Source organism: Streptomyces sp. NPDC055287, from assembly GCF_053646035.1.
Map to the genome: position 1 here is coordinate 71,621 of NZ_JBSHNE010000027.1, position 18,230 is coordinate 89,850.

The 18,230-nt window shown below is 71.5% G+C and carries 19 protein-coding genes; 12 read left to right on the top strand and 7 right to left on the bottom strand.

Going from position 1 to position 18,230, the window contains the following annotated elements; genetic code table 11:
* Positions 1-102: 102 nt before the first annotated feature.
* The 6 genes from ACWIHY_RS30045 to ACWIHY_RS30070 all read left to right on the top strand — a co-directional run bounded on the left by ACWIHY_RS30045 (position 103) and on the right by ACWIHY_RS30070 (position 4,233).
* Positions 103-1,437: a diaminopimelate decarboxylase gene (locus ACWIHY_RS30045; RefSeq protein ID WP_454379086.1), complete on the top strand. Its 1,335-nt coding sequence runs from the start codon at positions 103-105 to the stop codon at positions 1,435-1,437.
* 72 nt (positions 1,438-1,509) lie between these two features.
* Complete coding sequence (locus ACWIHY_RS30050) at positions 1,510-1,983, top strand: SRPBCC family protein (RefSeq protein WP_454379087.1); 474 nt, start codon at positions 1,510-1,512, stop codon at positions 1,981-1,983.
* Between the two features lie 217 nt (positions 1,984-2,200).
* Complete coding sequence (locus ACWIHY_RS30055) at positions 2,201-2,575, top strand: hypothetical protein (RefSeq protein WP_454379089.1); 375 nt, start codon at positions 2,201-2,203, stop codon at positions 2,573-2,575.
* Positions 2,572-3,333 carry a transcriptional regulator gene (locus ACWIHY_RS30060; RefSeq protein WP_454379090.1) on the top strand — a complete coding sequence of 254 codons (762 nt, stop codon included), beginning with the start codon at positions 2,572-2,574 and terminating at the stop codon, positions 3,331-3,333. Before ACWIHY_RS30055 ends, ACWIHY_RS30060 begins: the two co-directional genes overlap by 4 nt.
* A 37-nt stretch (positions 3,334-3,370) precedes the next feature.
* A complete protein-coding gene (locus ACWIHY_RS30065) occupies positions 3,371-3,796 on the top strand; it encodes a roadblock/LC7 domain-containing protein (protein ID WP_454379092.1) in 426 nt (141 codons plus the stop codon).
* Positions 3,797-3,858: 62 nt separating this feature from the next.
* Positions 3,859-4,233 (top strand): hypothetical protein, encoded by a 375-nt coding sequence (locus tag ACWIHY_RS30070; RefSeq protein WP_454379094.1) that lies wholly within the window; start codon positions 3,859-3,861, stop codon positions 4,231-4,233.
* On the opposite strand, the gene ACWIHY_RS30075 is transcribed toward ACWIHY_RS30070, so the two are convergent.
* The 3 genes from ACWIHY_RS30075 to ACWIHY_RS30085 all read right to left on the bottom strand — a co-directional run bounded on the left by ACWIHY_RS30075 (position 4,202) and on the right by ACWIHY_RS30085 (position 7,308).
* Positions 4,202-4,816, bottom strand: coding sequence for a hypothetical protein (locus ACWIHY_RS30075; RefSeq protein ID WP_454379095.1), 615 nt, complete (start codon positions 4,814-4,816; stop codon positions 4,202-4,204). The two genes, ACWIHY_RS30070 and ACWIHY_RS30075, sit on opposite strands and share 32 nt — an antisense overlap.
* A 132-nt stretch (positions 4,817-4,948) precedes the next feature.
* A complete protein-coding gene (locus tag ACWIHY_RS30080) occupies positions 4,949-5,785 on the bottom strand; it encodes a MurR/RpiR family transcriptional regulator (protein ID WP_454379096.1) in 837 nt (278 codons plus the stop codon).
* A 44-nt stretch (positions 5,786-5,829) separates the two neighbouring features.
* The gene (locus ACWIHY_RS30085) at positions 5,830-7,308 is read right to left on the bottom strand and encodes an aromatic amino acid ammonia-lyase (RefSeq protein ID WP_454379098.1); all 1,479 of its coding nucleotides are present in this window, start codon (positions 7,306-7,308) and stop codon (positions 5,830-5,832) included.
* 138 nt (positions 7,309-7,446) lie between these two features.
* Between ACWIHY_RS30085 and ACWIHY_RS30090 the strand changes: the two genes are divergently transcribed.
* From ACWIHY_RS30090 to ACWIHY_RS30110, 5 genes are all read left to right on the top strand, one after another.
* Entirely contained in the window at positions 7,447-8,562 is a 1,116-nt protein-coding gene (locus tag ACWIHY_RS30090; protein WP_454379099.1) for an ABC transporter ATP-binding protein, read from the top strand.
* Complete coding sequence (locus tag ACWIHY_RS30095; RefSeq protein WP_454379100.1) at positions 8,559-9,233, top strand: ABC transporter permease; 675 nt, start codon at positions 8,559-8,561, stop codon at positions 9,231-9,233. The genes ACWIHY_RS30090 and ACWIHY_RS30095 overlap by 4 nt, the downstream gene beginning before the upstream one ends.
* Position 9,234: 1 nt before the next feature.
* Positions 9,235-9,906, top strand: coding sequence for an ABC transporter permease (locus tag ACWIHY_RS30100; protein ID WP_454379102.1), 672 nt, complete (start codon positions 9,235-9,237; stop codon positions 9,904-9,906).
* Between the two features lie 73 nt (positions 9,907-9,979).
* On the top strand, positions 9,980-10,921 hold the full coding sequence (locus ACWIHY_RS30105; RefSeq protein ID WP_454379104.1) for an ABC transporter substrate-binding protein: 942 nt from the start codon (positions 9,980-9,982) through the stop codon (positions 10,919-10,921).
* A 27-nt stretch (positions 10,922-10,948) separates the two neighbouring features.
* Positions 10,949-12,472 (top strand): purine-cytosine permease family protein, encoded by a 1,524-nt coding sequence (locus ACWIHY_RS30110; RefSeq protein ID WP_454379106.1) that lies wholly within the window; start codon positions 10,949-10,951, stop codon positions 12,470-12,472.
* 219 nt (positions 12,473-12,691) lie between these two features.
* Here ACWIHY_RS30110 and ACWIHY_RS30115 read toward each other — a convergent pair whose 3' ends face one another.
* From ACWIHY_RS30115 to ACWIHY_RS30130, 4 genes are all read right to left on the bottom strand, one after another.
* Positions 12,692-13,681: a malate dehydrogenase gene (locus tag ACWIHY_RS30115; protein WP_454379108.1), complete on the bottom strand. Its 990-nt coding sequence runs from the start codon at positions 13,679-13,681 to the stop codon at positions 12,692-12,694.
* A 323-nt stretch (positions 13,682-14,004) separates the two neighbouring features.
* On the bottom strand, positions 14,005-15,174 hold the full coding sequence (locus ACWIHY_RS30120) for an XRE family transcriptional regulator (RefSeq protein ID WP_454379110.1): 1,170 nt from the start codon (positions 15,172-15,174) through the stop codon (positions 14,005-14,007).
* 487 nt (positions 15,175-15,661) lie between these two features.
* Positions 15,662-16,279, bottom strand: coding sequence for a DUF3017 domain-containing protein (locus tag ACWIHY_RS30125; RefSeq protein WP_454379112.1), 618 nt, complete (start codon positions 16,277-16,279; stop codon positions 15,662-15,664).
* Positions 16,280-16,299: 20 nt separating this feature from the next.
* Entirely contained in the window at positions 16,300-17,178 is an 879-nt protein-coding gene (locus tag ACWIHY_RS30130) for a bifunctional methylenetetrahydrofolate dehydrogenase/methenyltetrahydrofolate cyclohydrolase (protein ID WP_454379114.1), read from the bottom strand.
* Between the two features lie 227 nt (positions 17,179-17,405).
* On the opposite strand from ACWIHY_RS30130, the gene ACWIHY_RS30135 reads away from it, so the two are divergent.
* Positions 17,406-18,152 carry an RDD family protein gene (locus ACWIHY_RS30135; RefSeq protein WP_454379115.1) on the top strand — a complete coding sequence of 249 codons (747 nt, stop codon included), beginning with the start codon at positions 17,406-17,408 and terminating at the stop codon, positions 18,150-18,152.
* Positions 18,153-18,230: the final 78 nt, after the last annotated feature.

Below are 18,230 nucleotides of genomic sequence, written 5' to 3' on the forward strand. Positions count from 1 at the left end.
GCTGCTGCATTGCTGTCTATTCACATCCTGGCCAGATGAATAGAGCTAGTCAATACGTGGGGCCGGCTGCGCGGCGTCGGAGCGGATGGTTGGCTGGAACACATGCCTTCGGACCTGAGTGCCCCCGGCCGCCGCGAGCAGGCCGTACGTGCCGCCGTGGAGCAGGGCGTCGTCGGCCCGGACATCCCCATCGCCGGCCTGCTCGACGTCACCGGCATCCGCGCCTCGGCCGCCGCCCTGCGCGCCGCGTTCGACGCGGTCACCCCGCCCGGCACCCCGGTCCTGCACGCCTTCGCCGTCAAGGCGACGCCCCTGGTCCCCGTCCTGCGGCTGCTGTACGAGCACGCGGGCATCGGCGCCGAGGTGGCGAGCCCGGGCGAGCTGGCCCTGGCCCGCGCCGCCGGCGTACCTCCGGCCCACACCGTCCTGGACTCCCCCGCCAAGACCCCCGCCGAGCTGCGCGAAGCCCTCGCGCTCGGCATCGCGGTCAACGCCGACAATCCCCAGGAGCTGGCGCGCATCGACGCCCTGGTCGCGTCGGCCGCGACCACCTCCCCCGTCGGCCTGCGCGTCAACCCGCAGATCGGCGGCGGCTCCATCGGGGCGCTCTCCACGGCCACCGCCACCTCGAAGTTCGGCGTGGCGCTGCGCGACCCCGGCGCCCGCGCATGGGTCGTACGCGCCTGCCTGGACCGGCCGTGGCTGACCCGGCTGCACACGCACTCCGGTTCGCAGGGCCTGCCGCTGGAGCTGATGGCCCGGGGTGTGGCGGCGGCGTACGAACTCGCCGAGGAGATCAACGCGGCGGCGGGGCGACGGCAGATCGACACCGTCGACATCGGCGGCGGCCTGCCGGTCAACTTCGCCTCCGACGCCGAGACCCCGGCCTACGCCGACTACGCCCGCCTGCTGGAACAGCAGGTCCCCGGCCTGCTCGACGGGCGATACGGCCTGGTCACCGAGTTCGGCCGCTCGCTGCTCGCCAAGCACGGCACGGTCCTCGCGCGCGTGGAGTACGCGAAGACCTCGGGCGACCGGCCGATCGCCGTCACCCACGCGGGCGTACAGATCGCGACCAGGACGGTGTACGCGCCCGAGTCCTGGCCGTTGCGGATCGCGGCGTACGACGCGAAGGGCCTGCCCAAGCCGGGTCCGCCCGTCGCGCAGGACGTCGCGGGACCGGCGTGCTTCGCGGGTGACCTGCTCGCCGAGAACCGGCTGCTGCCACTCCTGGAACAGGGCGACCACGCGGCGGTGCTCGACACCGGCGCGTACTACATGGCCGCGCACTACGCCTACAACAGCCTCGCCAGGCCGGGGATCCACGGCTTCACGGCAGGTCCCGACGGGGTTCGCTTCAGCGTCGTACGGCCGCCGCAGGCCCTCGCCGAGATCGTGGCCGAGTCGGGCGGGGCACACGCGGACACGCTGCTGTAGTCCGTCCTCGTACGACTGTCCCAGCCGCCCGTCCGGGGGCGATTGTCGGACCTGGCTGGTTCCATTGGATCCATGGCACACAAGAGCGTGGTCGTCGAGCGGCGGGTCCAGGCCGGTGCGGACCGGGTGTGGCACGCCCTGACCGATCTGGAGAACATGCCGGGGGTCCTGAGCGGTGTGGACAAGGTGGAGATCCTCGAGCACCCGCCGACGGGCACCTTCGGTGTCGGAACCCGCTGGCGCGAGACCCGCCGGATGCTGGGCAAGGAGGCCACCGAGGAGATGCGCGTGACGGCCAGCGAGCCGCCGGTGCGCTATGTGGTGGAGGCCGACTCGCACGGCGCGCACTACGTCTCGGAGTTCGAACTGCGCCCCGAGGGGCCCGACGCGACCACTGTCCGGATGACGTTCCTGGCCGTCCCGCCCTCGGGGGCGGCGGGGCTGCTGGTCAAGATTCTGGGCGGCCTGGGCGCGCGAGCGGTGAGCAAGGCGATCGCCAAGGATTTGGCCGATGTGGCGGCCGCCGTGGAGAAGGCGGGCGGCTGACCGGCGCGTGGGCACCCCCGCTTTTGATCGGAATCGGTCTCCGGGCGATCAATAAAGCAGCAACTGGGGCACCAATCGGAATCTAGCTGGCATGTGCACGTGGAAAGTGCCGGAACCACCTGCCCGCGCACGTCTCTTTACGTAATCTCCTCGTCACTGCCACAGAACGCCTGTCCGGCAGTCCGCATCCGTGTGCCACGCCGGAAGGGGGTTTCTCATGCCCGGAATCGACGAATGTCTGCTCGCCGCGATGGCCCTGCCCGGCGCCCTCGGAGCCTCCCTGGTGGACTGGACGAGCGGGCTCGCGCTGGGCACGGAGGGGCAGTCGCCGAACGGTGACCACGAGACCACCGCGGCGGAGACCGCGGAACTGGCCCGGATGGCCGCCGAGCAGCGGGCGTTCTCCCCGAAGGGACTGCCCGTCGAGGACGTCATCATCACCACGCCGAGCGGCTACCACCTGCTGCGCTTCGTCGAAACCGCCTTCGACAGCAGCGTCTTCCTGCACCTGTGGCTCGACCGCGAGGAAGGCAATCTGGCCCTGGCCCGGATACGTCTGAGCAGCCTGGCCGAGCGGCTGGTCCTGGGATGAGCACGACCGTCTCCCCGATGCTCGTCCGGCTGGCCGCCGAGCGCGCCACCGGCGCCCTGCTGCGGGACCACGGCACCCTGTACCTCGTCGAGGGCCAGGTCGTGCACGCCGAGAGCCCCGCCGCGCCCGGCCTCGACGTACTCCTGACCTCGACCGGGCGGCTGCCCGCGGAGGACTGGCAGGAGGCCGTCGACCGGGCGGGCACCCGGGGCCGGGTCGGGCGGTTCCTCGTCGACAGTGGCCGGCTGGCCGACGGCGAGCTGGAACTGTGCCATCTGAGCGCGCTGTTCGACGCGGCCTTCTTCGCCCTCGCCCCCGGCAGCGGTCCGACCCGTTTCCGGTACGGCGCGGCCCACTGGATAGGCGCCGTACGCCCGGTCTCCGCCGCCGTGGTCGAGCGGGAGTCCCGGCGGCGCAGACAGCTGCTGGACGAGCTCTGGCCGTACCCGGACACCGACACCGCACCCGTCGTACGCCGCGACACCCCGTCGGGACAGCCCGTCACCCGCAGGCAGCGCGCCGTCCTGGAGCTGGCGGACGGGGAACGCACGCCGGGGGACATCGCCCGGGCCCTGGGACGGCCGGCCTTCCACACGCTCATCGACGTACGGCGGCTCGCGGCGGCCGGGACGGTCGCCACCCCCCGTGACGCTCCGGCGCCCCCGCCTCCCGTGCCCGCCTGGGTCGCGGGGGTCGCCGACGACCCGGACACCGCCCTGTTGCGCCGGCTCCGCGATGCCCTGGAGGCAACCCTGTGAAGTTCCGGACCGTCGGCGCGGCCCTCCCCACCACCTCATGAGGCGCGCCCTGAGACAACGCGCAGAAAGGAGAAAGCTCATGGCGGCAGAACCCGAAGTCCTCGACGAACTGCGGCGGTTGAAAGCCAGAATCCCCCAGCTGTCGGGCGCGCTCGCGGCGAGCGTCGACGGTCTCGTACTGGCCCAGGACACCACGACCGTGGAGCCCGAGGGGATCGCGGCGCTCACCGCCGCGGCACTCGGCGTCGCCGTGCGGCTGACGGACGCGACCGGGCAGGGCGCCTTCCGCGAACTGCTCGTGCGCGGCGACGACGGCTATGTGGCCACCTACGCGGCGGGTACGTCCGCCGTGCTCACGCTCCTCGCCGAACCGCGCGTCAATGTGGGCCGGCTCCACCTGGAGGCCCGCCGGGCCAGTGTCCGCATCGGCGCCCTGGTCGACAGCGCCCGGGAGAACGCATGACCACAGCCAAACGCACGACATCAGCCAGAATCACCGTCAAACGAAAAGGAAGTGCGACCCTCATGGCCAACACCGAAACCGTGCTCAAGGAAGCGATGACCAGCATCGAGGGAACCCTCGGTGTCGCCCTCGTCGACTACACCAGCGGCATGGCCCTCGGCACCCTCGGCGGCGGCAAGGACCTCGACCTGACGGTGGCCGCCGCGGGCAACACCGATGTGGTGCGCGCCAAGGTGCGCACCATGGAACACCTGGGCCTCAAGGACGAGATCGAGGACATCCTCATCACCCTCGGCGGCCAGTACCACCTCATCCGGCTCCTCAAGGGGCGCGGCACCAGCGGCATGTTCCTCTACCTGGCGCTGGACAAGGTGCGGGCCAACCTCGCGATGGCCCGCCACCAGCTCAAGAAGATCGAGGCCGAACTCGACCTCTGACCATCGCCGCTGCCGCCGGGCGACGCCGCGCGCCGCCCGGCGCGGCGTCGCCGGCCGCGATCCCGGTGGTGCGGTACGTCGCCACAAGCCGCCCCGCGGGTCCGCCGCCGGGCCAGTCGGTCCGCACCCAGAGCAGGGTTTCCTCCCGGCGCTCCCTGGAGCCGAGCCACACCGCCTTCAGCCACAGCCCGGCGCCCACGCCCGCCATCAGCAGGCCGCCCGCGCCCGGCAGGGCGAAGGCGCTTCCCACAGCGGCGAGAAAGGCGGCCGCCAGCCACCGGCGACGGCCGCGGCGCCAGGCCCGTGCGGTCACGGACCGGTCCTGGAGGAAGTCCCGGCGGCCCGCGCGGGTCGCCGCCGTGGCCAGGCCGGCGTAACGGCCCCTGCGCGCCCGCGCGGTGACCGCCGCCGCGACCACGAAGAGGGCGGCCCCGGTCAGGAGCCCGACCCTGCGCCCGGTCAGGCCGGGCAGGAGTGCCCCGATCGCGGCGGCAGACATCCCCAGCCACCACAGCGGCGCCGCCCCGGCCCGTACAACCACCGCCACCCGCGCCAACGACTGCGCCTGCTCTCCGCGCCCCACGACCGCCCCTTCTCCGCCGGCTTCGACTGTTACCACTGGTCCCGTTGTTTCCAGTCGGGGAGGGTAACGCCGGATTCTGAGCAGCGCGTGAAAACCGCCGAGAACGCGCGGACGGGACACGCGGCCGTCCGGCTACTCCACGAACAGCCCCCGCGCCGCCGCCTTCGCGTCGAACTCCTCCAGCCGCGCCTGCGCGTCCGGCAGGCCGTCGCACATCGCCTCGAGCAGCACCCGCCCCAGCAGCATCGGCGCGCACGCCGTGTCGAAGGCGAGGCCCGTGCCGACCGCCGCCGGGATCAGCAGGTCGCTGTGCCCGGCCACGGGCGCGAAGGCGGAGTCGGCGACCGTCACCACCGTCAAGCCCTGCTCCCGCGCGTACGCCAGCGCTTCCACGACCTCGCGCGGATGGCGCGGCAGCGCGAAGCACAGCAGCGCGGTCGCACCCGCCCGACGGGCCCCGTCGATGCGGTCGGCGAGCATCGAGCCGCTCTCGTCGAGGAGGCGTACGTCGGGGTGCACCTTCGCCGCGAAGTACGCGAAGCCGCGCGCCTGCGAGGACGCGGCGCGCAGCCCGAGCACGGGCAGTGGGCGGGAGGCGGCGAGGACGCGGCCCGCCTCCTCGACCGGGCGCGGGTCGGCGAGCAGCTCGGAGAGGTGCTTGAGGTTCTCGATCTCCGCCTGGACCGCCTGCTGGTACTCGTTGTACTGGTCCTCGCCCCGCGAGGGCTCGGTGGGCGCGACCTCGCGCAGGTGCTTGCGCAGCGCCGGGTAGCCGTCGAAGCCGAGCGCGACCGCGAAGCGCGTGACGGACGGCTGGCTGACGCCGGCCAGCTCGGCGAGCTCGACGCTCGACAGGAAGGGCACATCGGCGGCCTTGCGCACCATGCAGTGCGCGATGCGCCGCTGGGTCGGCGTCAGCCGGTGCCCGTCGAAGAGCTGCTGCAGTCGTGCGGCAGGGCTGTCGCTCATGCCATCCCCCTCAGAGTTCCGTACATCATCCGTGCGTCCGTGCATCACAGGTCCGTGAAGTGGTCGAGCAGCGCGGCCGCCGCAGTCACATCATCGGTGAGCGGGCGGTCCGTGTGGTCGGGATCGAGTGCGGCGTCCGCGAGCGCGAAGGCCCGGCCGACCGGCAGATCCGGACCGGGGCGCAGGTCGCGTTGGCGCAACGCCCTTACGGCGGCGACGAGTTCGCAGCCGACGACATGCCGGTACGCGTCGCTGGCGCGCAGCGCCTGGCGGGCGGCGAGGGACGCGAAGCTGGCCTGCTCCTCGACGCCCCGGGAGAGGACGGCGTGGCCGAGCGAGGCGGGGGCGGAGAGGGAGCTCAGGTCACCCAGGGCGGCCCCGGCGGCGTACTCCAGGATCATCACGCCCGACGCGGCCGACTCGCCGTCGGCGAGGAAGGGCCGCAGCCGGGTGAAGGCGGGCTCGTTGAGCGCGGAGAGCCGGGAGGTGGAGAGCCGGGCGGTCTGGGTGACGGCGAGCCTGAAGTGATCAAGCGACAGGGCGAGTTGGGACATGTAGAAGCCGCCGTGGTGGTACGCCGCCGGGCTGTTGTTGGGCGCGTCCGCGGGGCAGATCAGCGGGTTCTCCGCGGCCGCGTTGATCTCGACGGCCAGTGTGCGCTCCAGCAGGTCCGCCGCGTCCTGCGCGGGCCCGTGGATCTGCGGCAGACAGCGGAAGCCGTACGGGTCCTGGATGCGGCCCAGCGGCGGCGTGGGCCGCTCGGGAGCGCCGAGCAGCCGGCGCATGGTCGCCGCGACGGCGTACGAACCGGGGTGCGGCCGGGCCGCGTGCACGGGCTCGGCGTACGCCTCGTACGAGCCGTCGACCGCGAGGAGCGAGAGCGCGCCGACGACCTGGGTGGCGGTGATGAGGCGGCGCAGCTCGTCGAGGGCGAGCGCGGCCTGGCCGAGCGTGAGCGCGTTGCTGCTGATCATCGCGAGGGCGTCGTTGTTGTCCAGCGGCTGCGCCTCGGGCGGCGTACCGCCGAGCCAGGGCTGTTCGCCGGCGAGGGCGAGGCCGACCTGGGAGAGGGCGGCGATGTCGCCCGTACCGACGGAGCCGTACTCGTTGACCACGGGGTACGCGCCGGACTCCAGCGCCTCGCACAGGGCGGTCACGACGGTGGGGCGCAGGCCCGCGCCTCCCGCGAGCAGCTGGTTGGCGCGGACGGCGAGCATCGCGCGCACCTCGCGGGCGGGCAGCGTGGCGCCGATCGCACCGGCGTGGCTGCGCAGCAGCCGCAGGCCGTGGCCGGCGGCCGCTTCGGTGGGCACGGCCTCGGAGCGGTTGGCGCCGACGCCGGTGGAGCGGCCGTAGACGCGACCGGAGGCGGCCAGTTCCCGGGCGGCGTGCCAGGAGTCCTCGACGCGCTTCATGGCCTCGGTGCCGGGGACGGGGCGCGCGGCGCCGTCGGCGAGGCGGACGACGTCGGCGACGGGGAGGCTCTGTCCGTCCAGAACGACCACCATGTGGGACGACTTCATTCGCAAACGCCTCCTTTTACGGACAGCTCGTCTCGTCCACCGGCCGACCGGAACCAGTGATTCACCTCAGAGCATTGACATCTATTCAGACACCAAGAACTCTGCATGACCATATACAGCCCCGGCAAGGGATGGCCGATGATCAAATTTGACGCAGTGCACAAGCGCTTCCCGAACGGCACGACGGCAGTCGACAACCTCACCCTGGAGATGCCGGAAGGGGGCATCACGGTGCTGGTCGGCTCGTCCGGATGCGGCAAGACGACCACCCTCCGCATGATCAACCGCATGGTCGATCCCACCTCGGGCACCATCCGGGTCGCGGGCAGGGACATCCTCGAGGCGGACGCGGCCGAGCTGCGGCGCGGCATCGGGTACGTCATCCAGCAGTCGGGGCTCTTCCCGCACCGCACCGTCCTCGACAACATCGCCACCGTCCCGCTGCTGCTGGGTTGGGGCCGGAAGAAAGCGCGGGCCAGGGCCTCGGAACTCCTGGAGACCGTCGGCCTCACCGCCGACACCGGCAAGCGCTACCCCCACCAGCTCTCCGGCGGCCAGCAGCAGCGCGTGGGTGTCGCGCGTGCGCTGGCGGCGGACCCGCCCGTCCTGCTGATGGACGAGCCTTTCGGAGCCGTCGATCCCGTCGTACGCACCCAGCTCCAGGACGAACTGCTGCGCCTCCAGCAGGAGTTGAGCAAGACCATCGTGTTCGTCACCCACGACATCGACGAAGCGGTACGCCTCGGCGACCGCATAGCCGTCTTCCGCACCGGCGGTCACCTCGTCCAGTGCGCCCCGCCCGCCGAACTCCTGGCCCGCCCGGCGGACAGCTTCGTCGCCGGCTTCCTGGGCGCCGAACGCGGCCTGAAGCTGCTGTCACTGACCACGCTGGCCGATGTCCCGCCGCGCCGCGCGACGACGGTACGGGCGGACGAGAAGCCGGCGCGCGGCGGCGCGCAGCCCGCCTGGCAACTGGTCGTCTCGGCCGAGGGGAAACCGCTGGGCTGGCTGGACACGGCCGGAGCGCCCAGGTCCGGCACGGCGGGCGAGGCCGCGCTGGTGCCCGTACGACCGCTGTCCGACACGGACTCCCTCCTCTCGGCGCTCAACGAGTCGGTGGCGTCGCCGAGCGGCCTGGTGGCCCGGGTGGACGCGGCCGGGTCCCTCACCGGCGTCACCTCGCGCGAGGAGATCCACGACCGGGCGGGCACGGCGCACGCCACCGCGACCACCTCCGTCGGGCGCACCGCATGACCGTCGAGTGGGCGTGGATCTCCGACCACGCGAGCGATCTCGTCGCGCTCACCGTCTCCCACCTCCAGGCCGCCCTCACAGCCGTCGCCCTCGGCCTGCTGATCTCGCTACCGCTGGCCGTCGTCGCCCACCGCGTCCGGGCGCTGCGCGGACTGCTGCTCGGCCTCTCCAACGTCCTGTTCACGATCCCCTCCATCGCGATCTTCGTGCTGCTGCTCCCGGTCACCGGCCTCACCCGTACGACGACCGTCGTCGGCCTGACGGTCTACACGCTGGTCGTGCTGCTGCGTAACACCGTCGAGGGCCTGGACTCCGTACCCGTCAAGGTCCGCGAGGCCGCCAGAGCCATGGGCACCCGCCCGCTGCGCACCCTGCTCACCGTCGAGCTGCCGCTCGCGCTCCCGGTGATCATGGCGGGCGTACGCATCGCGACGGTCATGTCGATCTCGCTGGTCAGCGTCGCGACGTACATCGGCGACGGCGGACTCGGCCAGCTCTTCACCGACGGCTTCCAGCGCAACTTTCCCACCCCGGTGATCACCGGCGTCGTGCTCACGCTCCTGCTCGCGCTGGTCGCGGACGCGCTGCTGGTCGCCGTCCAGTACGTACTCACCCCCTGGACCAGGCAGCCGCGGACCGGGCAGCGGCATCCGAAGCGAGCGAGGGCCTGACATGTACGAACTCTTCTCCGACCTCGGCGCCTGGCTGACCAGCGGTGAGCAGTGGGCAGGCCCCGACGGCATCGCGCACCGCCTCGCCGAACACCTCCAGTACTCGCTGATCGCCACCCTCGTCGCCGCCGTGATCGCTCTTCCGGTCGGCCTGCTCATCGGCCACACGGGCCGGGGCGCCTTCCTCGCGATCAACCTGTCGTCTTTCGGGCGGGCGCTGCCGACCGTCGGCCTGGTCGTGCTCGTCTTCCTGGCGAGCGGGCTGTCCATGACGCCGGTGTACGTCGCGCTGGTCGCCCTCGCGGTGCCCGCCATCGTGACCAACACGTACGCGGGCATGACCGCCGTCGACGCGGACGTGAAGGACGCGGCCCGGGGCCAGGGCATGCGCGCCCACCAGGTCCTCCTCCACGTCGAGCTGCCGCTCGCCCTGCCCCTGATCATGACGGGGCTGCGCCTGGCCCTCATCCAGGTCGTGGCCACCGCCACCATCGCGGCGTACGTCAGCTTCGGCGGCCTGGGCCGGTACGTCTTCGACGGCCTCGCCCAACGCGACCTCGTGCAGGTGCTGGGGGGCGCGGTGCTGGTCGCGGTGATCGCCGTCGTACTGGACCTGGCTCTCGCGGGACTCCAGCGCGCCCTCTTCCGCCACCGCCGCTCGACCGCCCACTGAGCAGCCCGCTGAACAGGCCGCTGAACAACAGACGAGCAACCCACCGAGCGCCCCACTGAGGAGATCCCCCACCATGAACCGCAGGACTCTGCTCGGCGGCCTCTTCGCCGCCGCGACCATCCCCGCACTCGCCGCGTGCAGCAGCGGCATCACGTCCCTCGAAGGCGAGGGCGGCGCCGGCTCCGGTGGTGGCGGCTCCAGCGCCGACGGCATCACCATCGGCACCGCCAACTTCACCGAGAACCAGATCCTCGGCCACCTCTACGCCGCCGTCCTCGGCGCGGCGGGAGTCAAGACCACGGTCCGCCCCAATCTCGGCACCCGCGAGATCCTCATCCCCGCCCTCAAGGGCGGCGACATCGACCTGCTCCCGGAGTACCAGGGCGCGCTCCTGCACTACCTCGACGCGAAGGCGAAGGAGACGGAGGAGGGCGAGATGCAGAACGCCCTCGCCGTCGCGCTGCCCAAGGGCCTCCAGATCCTCCCGTACGGCAAGGCGGAGGATTCCGACGCGTTCGCGGTCACGCGCGAGACCGCCGAGAAGTACGGGCTGAAGTCCCTCGCGGACCTGGCCGGGCACAACGGGAAGCTCGTCATCGGCGCGGCACCGGAGGTGAAGAAGCGCACGGTCGGGGCCGTCGGCCTGAAGGACGAGTACGGCGTGGAATTCAAGGAGTTCAAGTCGCTGGACTCCTCGGGCCCGCTGGTCAAGGGCGCGCTCAGGAAGGGCGACGTGGACGTGGCGAACCTCTTCACCACCGACACCGACATCGTCGCCGAGGGCTGGGTGGTCCTCACCGACCCCAAGAACCTCATCCCGGGACAGCACATCGTGCCGCTGATCGCCGACCGCAAGGCGGACTCGACCGTACGCAAGGCGCTGGCCCGCCTCGGCAACGCGTTGACGACCGAGGACCTGACCGAGCTCAACCGTCAGGTCGACAAGGACAAGAAGGACCCGGAGGACGTGGCGAACGCCTGGGCGGCCGCCCACGGCCTGACGAAGACCAAGTAGGGAAACACCGGTAAGGAGAGTCCCACGATGACCGATTCCCTGGTCGAGCGCCGCTCGATCGACGTCGTACCGGACAGCGAACGGCACGGCACCGCCTTCAGCCAGTTCACCCTCTGGCTGGGCGCGAACCTCCAGATCACCGCAGTGGTCACCGGCGCGCTGGCGGTCGTGTTCGGCGGTGGCGCGCTCTGGTCGGTGGTGGGCCTGCTCGTCGGCAACGTACTGGGCGGCGCGGTGATGGCCCTGCACTCGGCGCAGGGACCGAAGCTGGGCCTGCCGCAAATGATCCAGTCCCGGGCCCAGTTCGGCGTGAAGGGGGCAGTGGTCCCGCTCCTGCTGGTCATCGTCATGTACGTCGGCTTCTTCGCCAGCGGCAGCGTCCTGGCGGGCCAGGCGGTCGGCGAGCTGACCCACCTCGGCGACACGGCGGGCATCGTGATCTTCGCGGCCGTCACGGCCCTGATGGCGGCCATCGGCTACCGCGTCATCCACGCGCTGGGGCGCATCGCGAGCGTTGTCTGCGCGCTGGCGTTCGTGTACCTGGGCTTCCGCCTGCTGGACCGTATCGACGTGGGCGCGGTGCTGTTCGACGGTGCTGACGCAGCGTTCGACCTGCCCATGTTCCTGCTGGCCGTGTCGCTGTCCGCGTCGTGGCAGCTGGCGTTCGGCCCGTACGTCGCCGACTACTCCCGCTACCTGCCGCGCACGACGAGCGGCCGCGCCACCTTCTGGTGGACGCTGGGCGGGACGGCGCTGGGGTCGCAGTGGTCGATGACGTTCGGGGTACTGGTCGCGGCGACGGCGGGGGACGCTTTCCTGGCGGGGCAGGTGAGCTACGTGGTGGCACTCGGAGGCACGGGCCTGATCGCGTCGTTCCTCTACTTCGTGATCGCGCTCGGCAAGCTGACGATCAACGTGCTCAACACGTACGGCGGCTTCATGTCGATGGTGACCAGCGTCAGCGGCTTCCGGGGCCAGCGGGTGCTCTCACCGCGCGGCCGGGCGGCGTACATCGCAGCGATCATGGTGGCGGGCACGGCGGTGGCGCTGCTCGGGAAGGACTCCTTCCTGACGTCGTTCAAGGACTTCCTGCTCTTTCTGCTGACGTTCTTCACCCCGTGGTCGGCGATCAATCTGGTCGACTACTACCTGATCTCGCGCGAGCGCTACGACATCCCGGCCCTGTCGGACCCGAACGGCCGCTACGGTGCGTGGCGCTGGGACGCGCTGACGGTGTACGCGGTGGGCATCGCCGTACAACTCCCGTTCCTGGTGACGCACTTCTACACCGGCCCGCTGGTCGCCCCGCTGGGCGGCGCGGACATCTCGTGGGTGGTGGGCCTGGCGGTACCGGCGCTCATGTACTGGCTGCTGGCCCGCCGCAACACGTCCCACATCCCGGGGACGGGGGCGTCGACGAGGGCGACTGCGGGGGATCGGGCCGGGGTTGGTGCCGGGGGTGGTGCCGGGGCCGGGGCTGCTGCGGGGACTGGGACGGAGCCTGGGGCGGGGTCGGGCGGGAGGGGGGCTTCGGCGGGCCTGGGGCGGTGATCGTGCTGGGGTGGGGGCGCCTTGCGTAAGGGCACCCCGGCCCACCGCCACTCGAGCGCCCGGGGACGGCCCGAAACTCCCGGCAGCAACCCGGGGTCAACGGCCGTCCGCCACGCAGCCCCGGAAACACCGACGCCCCCGGAGGCCGATTCGGTCGGCCTCCGGGGGCGTATCCGGCTGACGCCGTCGGTGTCGCCGTACGTACCAGATCAGTACGTACTAGATCAGGCCGAGCTCGCGCACCGCGTCGCGCTCTTCCTTGAGCTCCTGCACCGACGCGTCGATGCGCGTGCGGGAGAACTCGTTGATGTCCAGGCCCTGGACGATTTCGTACTTGCCGTCCTTGCAGGTGACCGGGAAGGACGAGATGAGACCCTCCGGCACACCGTACGAACCGTCCGACGGGATACCCATCGACGTCCAGTCGCCCGCCGCCGTGCCGTTGACCCACGTGTGCACGTGGTCGATGGCCGCGTTGGCGGCCGAGGCGGCCGAGGACGCGCCGCGCGCCTCGATGATCGCCGCGCCGCGCTTGGCGACGGTCGGGATGAAGGTGTCGGCCAGCCACTTCTCGTCGTTGACGACCTCGGCGGCGTTCTTGCCGGCGATCTCCGCGTGGAAGATGTCCGGGTACTGCGTGGCCGAGTGGTTGCCCCAAATCGTGAGGCGCTTGATGTCGGAGACCGTGGAGCCGGTCTTCTTCGCGAGCTGCGACAGCGCGCGGTTGTGATCCAGGCGGGTCATCGCGGTGAAGCGCTCGGCCGGTACGTCCGGAGCCGCCGCCTGCGCGATGAGCGCGTTGGTGTTGGCCGGGTTGCCGACGACGAGCACCTTGATGTCGTCCGCGGCGTTGTCGTTGATGGCCTTGCCCTGCGGCTTGAAGATGCCGCCGTTGGCGGAGAGCAGGTCGCCGCGCTCCATGCCCTTCGTACGCGGGCGGGCGCCGACGAGCAGCGCGACGTTCGCACCGTCGAAGCCGACGTTCGGGTCGTCGGTGATCTCGATGCCCTGAAGCAGCGGGAAGGCGCAGTCGTCGAGCTCCATGGCGGTGCCCTCGGCGGCCTTCAGGCCCTGCGGGATTTCCAGGAGACGCAGCTTGACCGGCACATCCGCGCCGAGCAGGTGGCCGGAGGCGATGCGGAAGAGCAGCGCGTAACCGATCTGGCCGGCCGCGCCGGTGACGGTGACATTCACGGGAGTGCGGGTCATGGCGATCTCCGTAAGACAGCTGGCGGTGGGGGTCCCTGCCCCTCGTTGCTGAATATCCCCGCACGCCCAGGCGTCTGTTCGGCGTCTGAATCTTGACGTGAAGAGATATCCAGCGGTCAGGCTATCCGACCCCGGGAGCGCCGGTCTCCCGACCCCGTGTGGTGCGGCGCACAAACCCCCGAACGCCTGGCGGCCGCCCGCGCCAGAGGGGGGTGCGCGGGCGGCCGTCCGACCGGGGTGCTGTGCACCCGTGGGGGGATACCTTGCGCTTTCCCCGTTCGGGCGCGGGCATTCCCCCTCTTTTTTTGCTTCGCGCCTCACGCCTATTCCGGGGTCGTGCAGCCCTTCACACCCGACGCGAGCGTCGCGCACGCCTTCGCGTCAGCGGCCTTGGGGACGGCGACCATTGGGGTGTACGCGTCCTTGTCGGCGTCGACCAGGCCGTTCTGAGCCTTCGGCTTCTCCCCTTCGCCGGCCCCGGCGGCGGCATCCGAGGCGATCTGCACCTTGTCGCCCACCGCCGCCTGCGTGATACGCGCCCACGCCGCCCCGCACGTCTTGCTGTACCGGACCTCGACGAAGGCGGTGCCCACCGTCGCACTGGCCGTCGTCTTGGCGAACTCGCCGCCGCAGCCCATGGTCTCCGGGTCCTGACCCGTGCAGTCGTCGCCGCTGCACTTGACGCCTGCGGGCAGCTCGGGGGCCGAAGTGGTCGGTTCGGCCGTCGGCTTGTCCTTCGCGACGGGGTCCTTGTCCGTGCCGCCGAGGTCGGTCAGCAGTACGGCGGCCGCTATCACCAGCAGCGCGCCCACGACGCCCGCCAGGAACATCGTGACCTTCCTGCGCCGACGCCGGCCGTCCGGCGATCCCGAACGGGGGCCCGAGCCCCGCCCCGATCCCGCGCCGCCCTCCGAAGGGGATATGACGAAGCCCTGCGGCACGCCCGTCGGCGTACGCCCGGCCGGCCCATTGGCCACGGAACCGCCACCGCCACCGACTCCGCCACCGCCGCCGATGGAGCCCGCGCCGGGCCCCATTCCCGTACCGGCATAGCCCGCGCCCGTGCCCGCGCCCGCACCCGCCGCCGGAGCGGCCGAGTCCGTCGTGGTGCGCCGGCCCGGCCGGCCGCCCTTGGCCGGGGCGGGCGTCTGGCCGAACTCGCCGAGCGCGGCCCGCGCCTGCGAGATCCGGATCGCTTCCATGGTCATGTCGTGGCGCATCTCGGAACGGCTCCAGGCGCGCTCCGCGAGCTCCCACATGGTGGTCAGATGGCCCGAGTTCGTACCGGTCACCTCGGCCAGCGCGACGACCGCACCCTTGGGCGCGAGCAGCCGTCCGTTCAGGTAGCGCTCCCAGGACGTCTTGCTGTAGCCCGTCCGGTCCGCCACCGCCGCGATGCTGAGCCCACTGCGGTCAACGAGCCGGCGCAGTTGGCTGGCGAACTCCTTGACCTGCGGATCGAGCTCCTCCGGTAGAGCTTTCCAGCGAGGCATTGCTTCCCCCTTGTCCCCCCGTACGTGCCTGATGTGCCCCGTGCTCTCGTGTCCCCCCGCGGCGCACCCTTCGCGGCCCCGCGTTCCGGGCCAACAAGAGGGATGCGCAAAGCCAGGATGTCAGTTCCTGGGGTAGGAGCGCACGGGAGCATCCAGGAGTCCGGCGCGCCCCTTGCGCGCCCCCTCCCGATTCCCCGGAACAGTGTCCCACCGCAGTGGCCCGGCGCGGTCCGTAACCCCATCTGTTGCCCGGTGATCACCCCGTGGCGGAATCGTCACCTCCGTGCCACAGGGAACCGGCGGCCCTTGATCGAAATTGACGCGTACCTGACGCTGAAACCCGTGCCGGTGCCCGTCCTCCCTCGGGGGAGAGGACGGGCACGTCACGCCCGCTTCGGACAGGACAGGACTGACACCGGACGCCGGTGCCGCTGCGGCCAGACCAGGCCAAGCCGAGCCGAGCCGAACCAAGCTGAACCAGCTCGTCCTAGCGCACCGTGAAGCGGACCGCCGACTCCAGGAGCGGGATCTCCAGCCAGGGGGCGGGCTGCGCCATCAGCGCGAGCAGCACGATGACGGTGCCGAGCAGGCCGTACGTCGCCATGTCGGTGAAGCGCGAGCGCACGGCCAGCATGCCGACCGACGGGATGAGCCGGCGCAGCACGGCACCGGAGATCAGGGCCAGGCCGATCAGCAGCGTGCCGATGCGGAAGCCGATCCCGAACGCGTCGACCGCCACGAGCAGCAGCCCCAGCGCGGTCGTGCCGAGGACGGCCAGGAACGGCCACTGGCGGACCGGAGCAGCGGCGCCCCCCGGGGCGGCGCGTCCGCCGCCCTCGGGGCGCGCGGTGTCCCGGGTGAACAGCGGAAAGCGTCGCGTGGTGCGGACGGGTCCCTCCGGGCCCGGGGCGCTGACTACGCCCTTGGCCGCCGGTTCGGGCTGGCCCGTGTCGCCGGAGCCGCCCGTCTCGTCCGCGGCCTGCGCGCCTTCAGTGACTTGCGCACCAGGAGCATCAGGGGCATCACGTGCCGCGTCCGCGGCCTCGTCCACAGTCGCGTCCCCCGCCGGAGCGGCCGGTTCGTCCGGAGTCGTAGCAGCACCCATCGGAGACGCTTCCTTCCCGCTCAGCCCGCGGCCACGTCGGCTGCGTCGGCGGCAGCGCGCTCCGCCGCCTCGACGACGTTGACCAGCAGCTGGGCGCGCGTCATCGGGCCGACACCGCCCGGGTTGGGGGCGACCCAGCCGGCCACCTCGGCGACGCCCGGGTGGACGTCTCCGACGATCTTGCCGTCCTCGTCCCGGCTGACGCCGACGTCGAGTACGGCCGCGCCCGGCTTCACGTCCTCGGGCTTGATGAGATGCGGCACACCCGCCGCGGCGATGATGATGTCCGCCTGCCTGAGGTGCGCGGACAGGTCACGCGTTCCGGTGTGGCACTGCGTCACCGTCGCGTTCTCGGACTTGCGGGTCAGCACCAGCGGCATCGGGCGGCCGATGGTGATGCCGCGGCCGACGACCACGACGTTCGCTCCCTTGATCTCCACGTCGTGGTGGCGCAGGAGCTGGACGATGCCGTACGGCGTGCACGGCAGCGGGCCGGGCTCGCCGATCACGAGTCGGCCGAGGCTCATCGGGTGCAGGCCGTCGGCGTCCTTGGCCGGGTCCATCAGTTCCAGGACGCGGTTGGTGTCGATGCCCTTGGGGAGCGGGAGTTGGACGATGTAACCCGTGCACTCCGGGTTTTCGTTGAGCTCGCGCACGACCGCCTCGATCTCCTCCTGGGAGGCGGTCGCGGGCAGTTCGCGCTGGATCGACGCGATGCCGACCTGGGCGCAGTCGCGGTGCTTGCCCGCGACGTACCACTTGCTGCCCGGGTCGTCACCGACCAGCAGGGTGCCGAGCCCGGGGACGATGCCCTTGGACTTCAGCGCCGCCACGCGGGCGGTCAGGTCGGACTTGATCGCGGCTGCGGTGGCCTTGCCATCGAGAATCTGGGCAGTCATGCCCCCATCCTCGCGGATGGACCCGCCCGGGTTCCAATCAGGCCGCCCTGGCCGAGGTTGCACTTACACAACGCATACTGATCTCGACTGGACAAAGGCACGAGTGTCCTACAACGATGATCGGCGCAGTGCCGCGGACAGCGGCGGGGGGGCACCGCTCGTTTTCTTGTGACGTTCCTCCGCTCGGGCCGCGACGTCCCCAGCACTTCCAACGGAGGAACACCGCCATGAGTTTCGGCGACCCGAACAACCCGTACGGCCAGCAGCCCCAGCAGCCGCCGCAGGGCCAGCCCGGCTACGGCTACCCGCAGCAGGCCCCGCAGGGCGTGCCCCCGCAGCAGGGCTACGGCTACCCCCAGCAGGGCGCTCAGCAGCCCGGCCAGCCCTACGGCGCGTACCCGCAGCAGCCGGGCACACTCCAGGCCAACAACGGCTACATCAACGTCCCGGTGCTGGGCACCGTCCAGGTCGCCACGATGGGCCGCCGCCTCGGCGCGCGCGTGATCGACATGGTGATCATCTGGGTCCTCTACTTCGCGCTCAGCGCGACCGTGTTCGCGGGCATGTTCGGCGCGGCCGAGAGCATCGAGGACTGCTCCAAGCTCGACCCGCTGTCGTCGGCCTACGAGTCCTGCGTGAACGACGGTGCCGAGGCGGCCGGCGGCATTGTCGCCGCGTTCTTCGGCGCCATCGTGGTCATCTTCGTGGCGACCCTGCTCTACGAGTGGCTGATGATCTCCTTCCTCGGCGCCACGGTCGGCAAGATGGCTCTCGGCCTGAAGGTCGTCAAGGAGAACACGGGCCAGGTCCCGGGCATCGGCGGCGGCTTCATCCGCTGGATCATCCCGATGGTCGGTGCGATCCTCTGCGGTATCGGCCAGCTCCTGGTCTACCTCTCCCCGTTCTTCGACAACTCCGGGAAGCTGCAGGGCTGGCACGACCGTGCCTCCGGCACCCTGGTGATCAAGAAGTAACGCACCACGCACGAGAGGCCGCGACCCCCCAGGGGGGGCGGCCGCCCGGGGTATATTAAAAAAAAACAGACCACCACA

What these genes read in the sequence shown, in the direction of transcription:
- ACWIHY_RS30045 (WP_454379086.1), top strand. Translation starts at nt 103, where the DNA reads ATGCCTTCGGACCTGAGTGCCCCCGGCCGCCGCGAGCAGGCCGTACGT.
- ACWIHY_RS30050 (WP_454379087.1), top strand. Translation starts at nt 1,510, where the DNA reads ATGGCACACAAGAGCGTGGTCGTCGAGCGGCGGGTCCAGGCCGGTGCG.
- ACWIHY_RS30055 (WP_454379089.1), top strand. Translation starts at nt 2,201, where the DNA reads ATGCCCGGAATCGACGAATGTCTGCTCGCCGCGATGGCCCTGCCCGGC.
- ACWIHY_RS30060 (WP_454379090.1), top strand. Translation starts at nt 2,572, where the DNA reads ATGAGCACGACCGTCTCCCCGATGCTCGTCCGGCTGGCCGCCGAGCGC.
- ACWIHY_RS30065 (WP_454379092.1), top strand. Translation starts at nt 3,371, where the DNA reads ATGAGGCGCGCCCTGAGACAACGCGCAGAAAGGAGAAAGCTCATGGCG.
- ACWIHY_RS30070 (WP_454379094.1), top strand. Translation starts at nt 3,859, where the DNA reads ATGGCCAACACCGAAACCGTGCTCAAGGAAGCGATGACCAGCATCGAG.
- ACWIHY_RS30080 (WP_454379096.1), bottom strand. Translation starts at nt 5,785, where the DNA reads ATGAGCGACAGCCCTGCCGCACGACTGCAGCAGCTCTTCGACGGGCAC.
- ACWIHY_RS30085 (WP_454379098.1), bottom strand. Translation starts at nt 7,308, where the DNA reads ATGAAGTCGTCCCACATGGTGGTCGTTCTGGACGGACAGAGCCTCCCC.
- ACWIHY_RS30090 (WP_454379099.1), top strand. Translation starts at nt 7,447, where the DNA reads ATGATCAAATTTGACGCAGTGCACAAGCGCTTCCCGAACGGCACGACG.
- ACWIHY_RS30095 (WP_454379100.1), top strand. Translation starts at nt 8,559, where the DNA reads ATGACCGTCGAGTGGGCGTGGATCTCCGACCACGCGAGCGATCTCGTC.
- ACWIHY_RS30100 (WP_454379102.1), top strand. Translation starts at nt 9,235, where the DNA reads ATGTACGAACTCTTCTCCGACCTCGGCGCCTGGCTGACCAGCGGTGAG.
- ACWIHY_RS30105 (WP_454379104.1), top strand. Translation starts at nt 9,980, where the DNA reads ATGAACCGCAGGACTCTGCTCGGCGGCCTCTTCGCCGCCGCGACCATC.
- ACWIHY_RS30110 (WP_454379106.1), top strand. Translation starts at nt 10,949, where the DNA reads ATGACCGATTCCCTGGTCGAGCGCCGCTCGATCGACGTCGTACCGGAC.
- ACWIHY_RS30115 (WP_454379108.1), bottom strand. Translation starts at nt 13,681, where the DNA reads ATGACCCGCACTCCCGTGAATGTCACCGTCACCGGCGCGGCCGGCCAG.
- ACWIHY_RS30120 (WP_454379110.1), bottom strand. Translation starts at nt 15,174, where the DNA reads ATGCCTCGCTGGAAAGCTCTACCGGAGGAGCTCGATCCGCAGGTCAAG.
- ACWIHY_RS30125 (WP_454379112.1), bottom strand. Translation starts at nt 16,279, where the DNA reads ATGGGTGCTGCTACGACTCCGGACGAACCGGCCGCTCCGGCGGGGGAC.
- ACWIHY_RS30130 (WP_454379114.1), bottom strand. Translation starts at nt 17,178, where the DNA reads ATGACTGCCCAGATTCTCGATGGCAAGGCCACCGCAGCCGCGATCAAG.
- ACWIHY_RS30135 (WP_454379115.1), top strand. Translation starts at nt 17,406, where the DNA reads ATGAGTTTCGGCGACCCGAACAACCCGTACGGCCAGCAGCCCCAGCAG.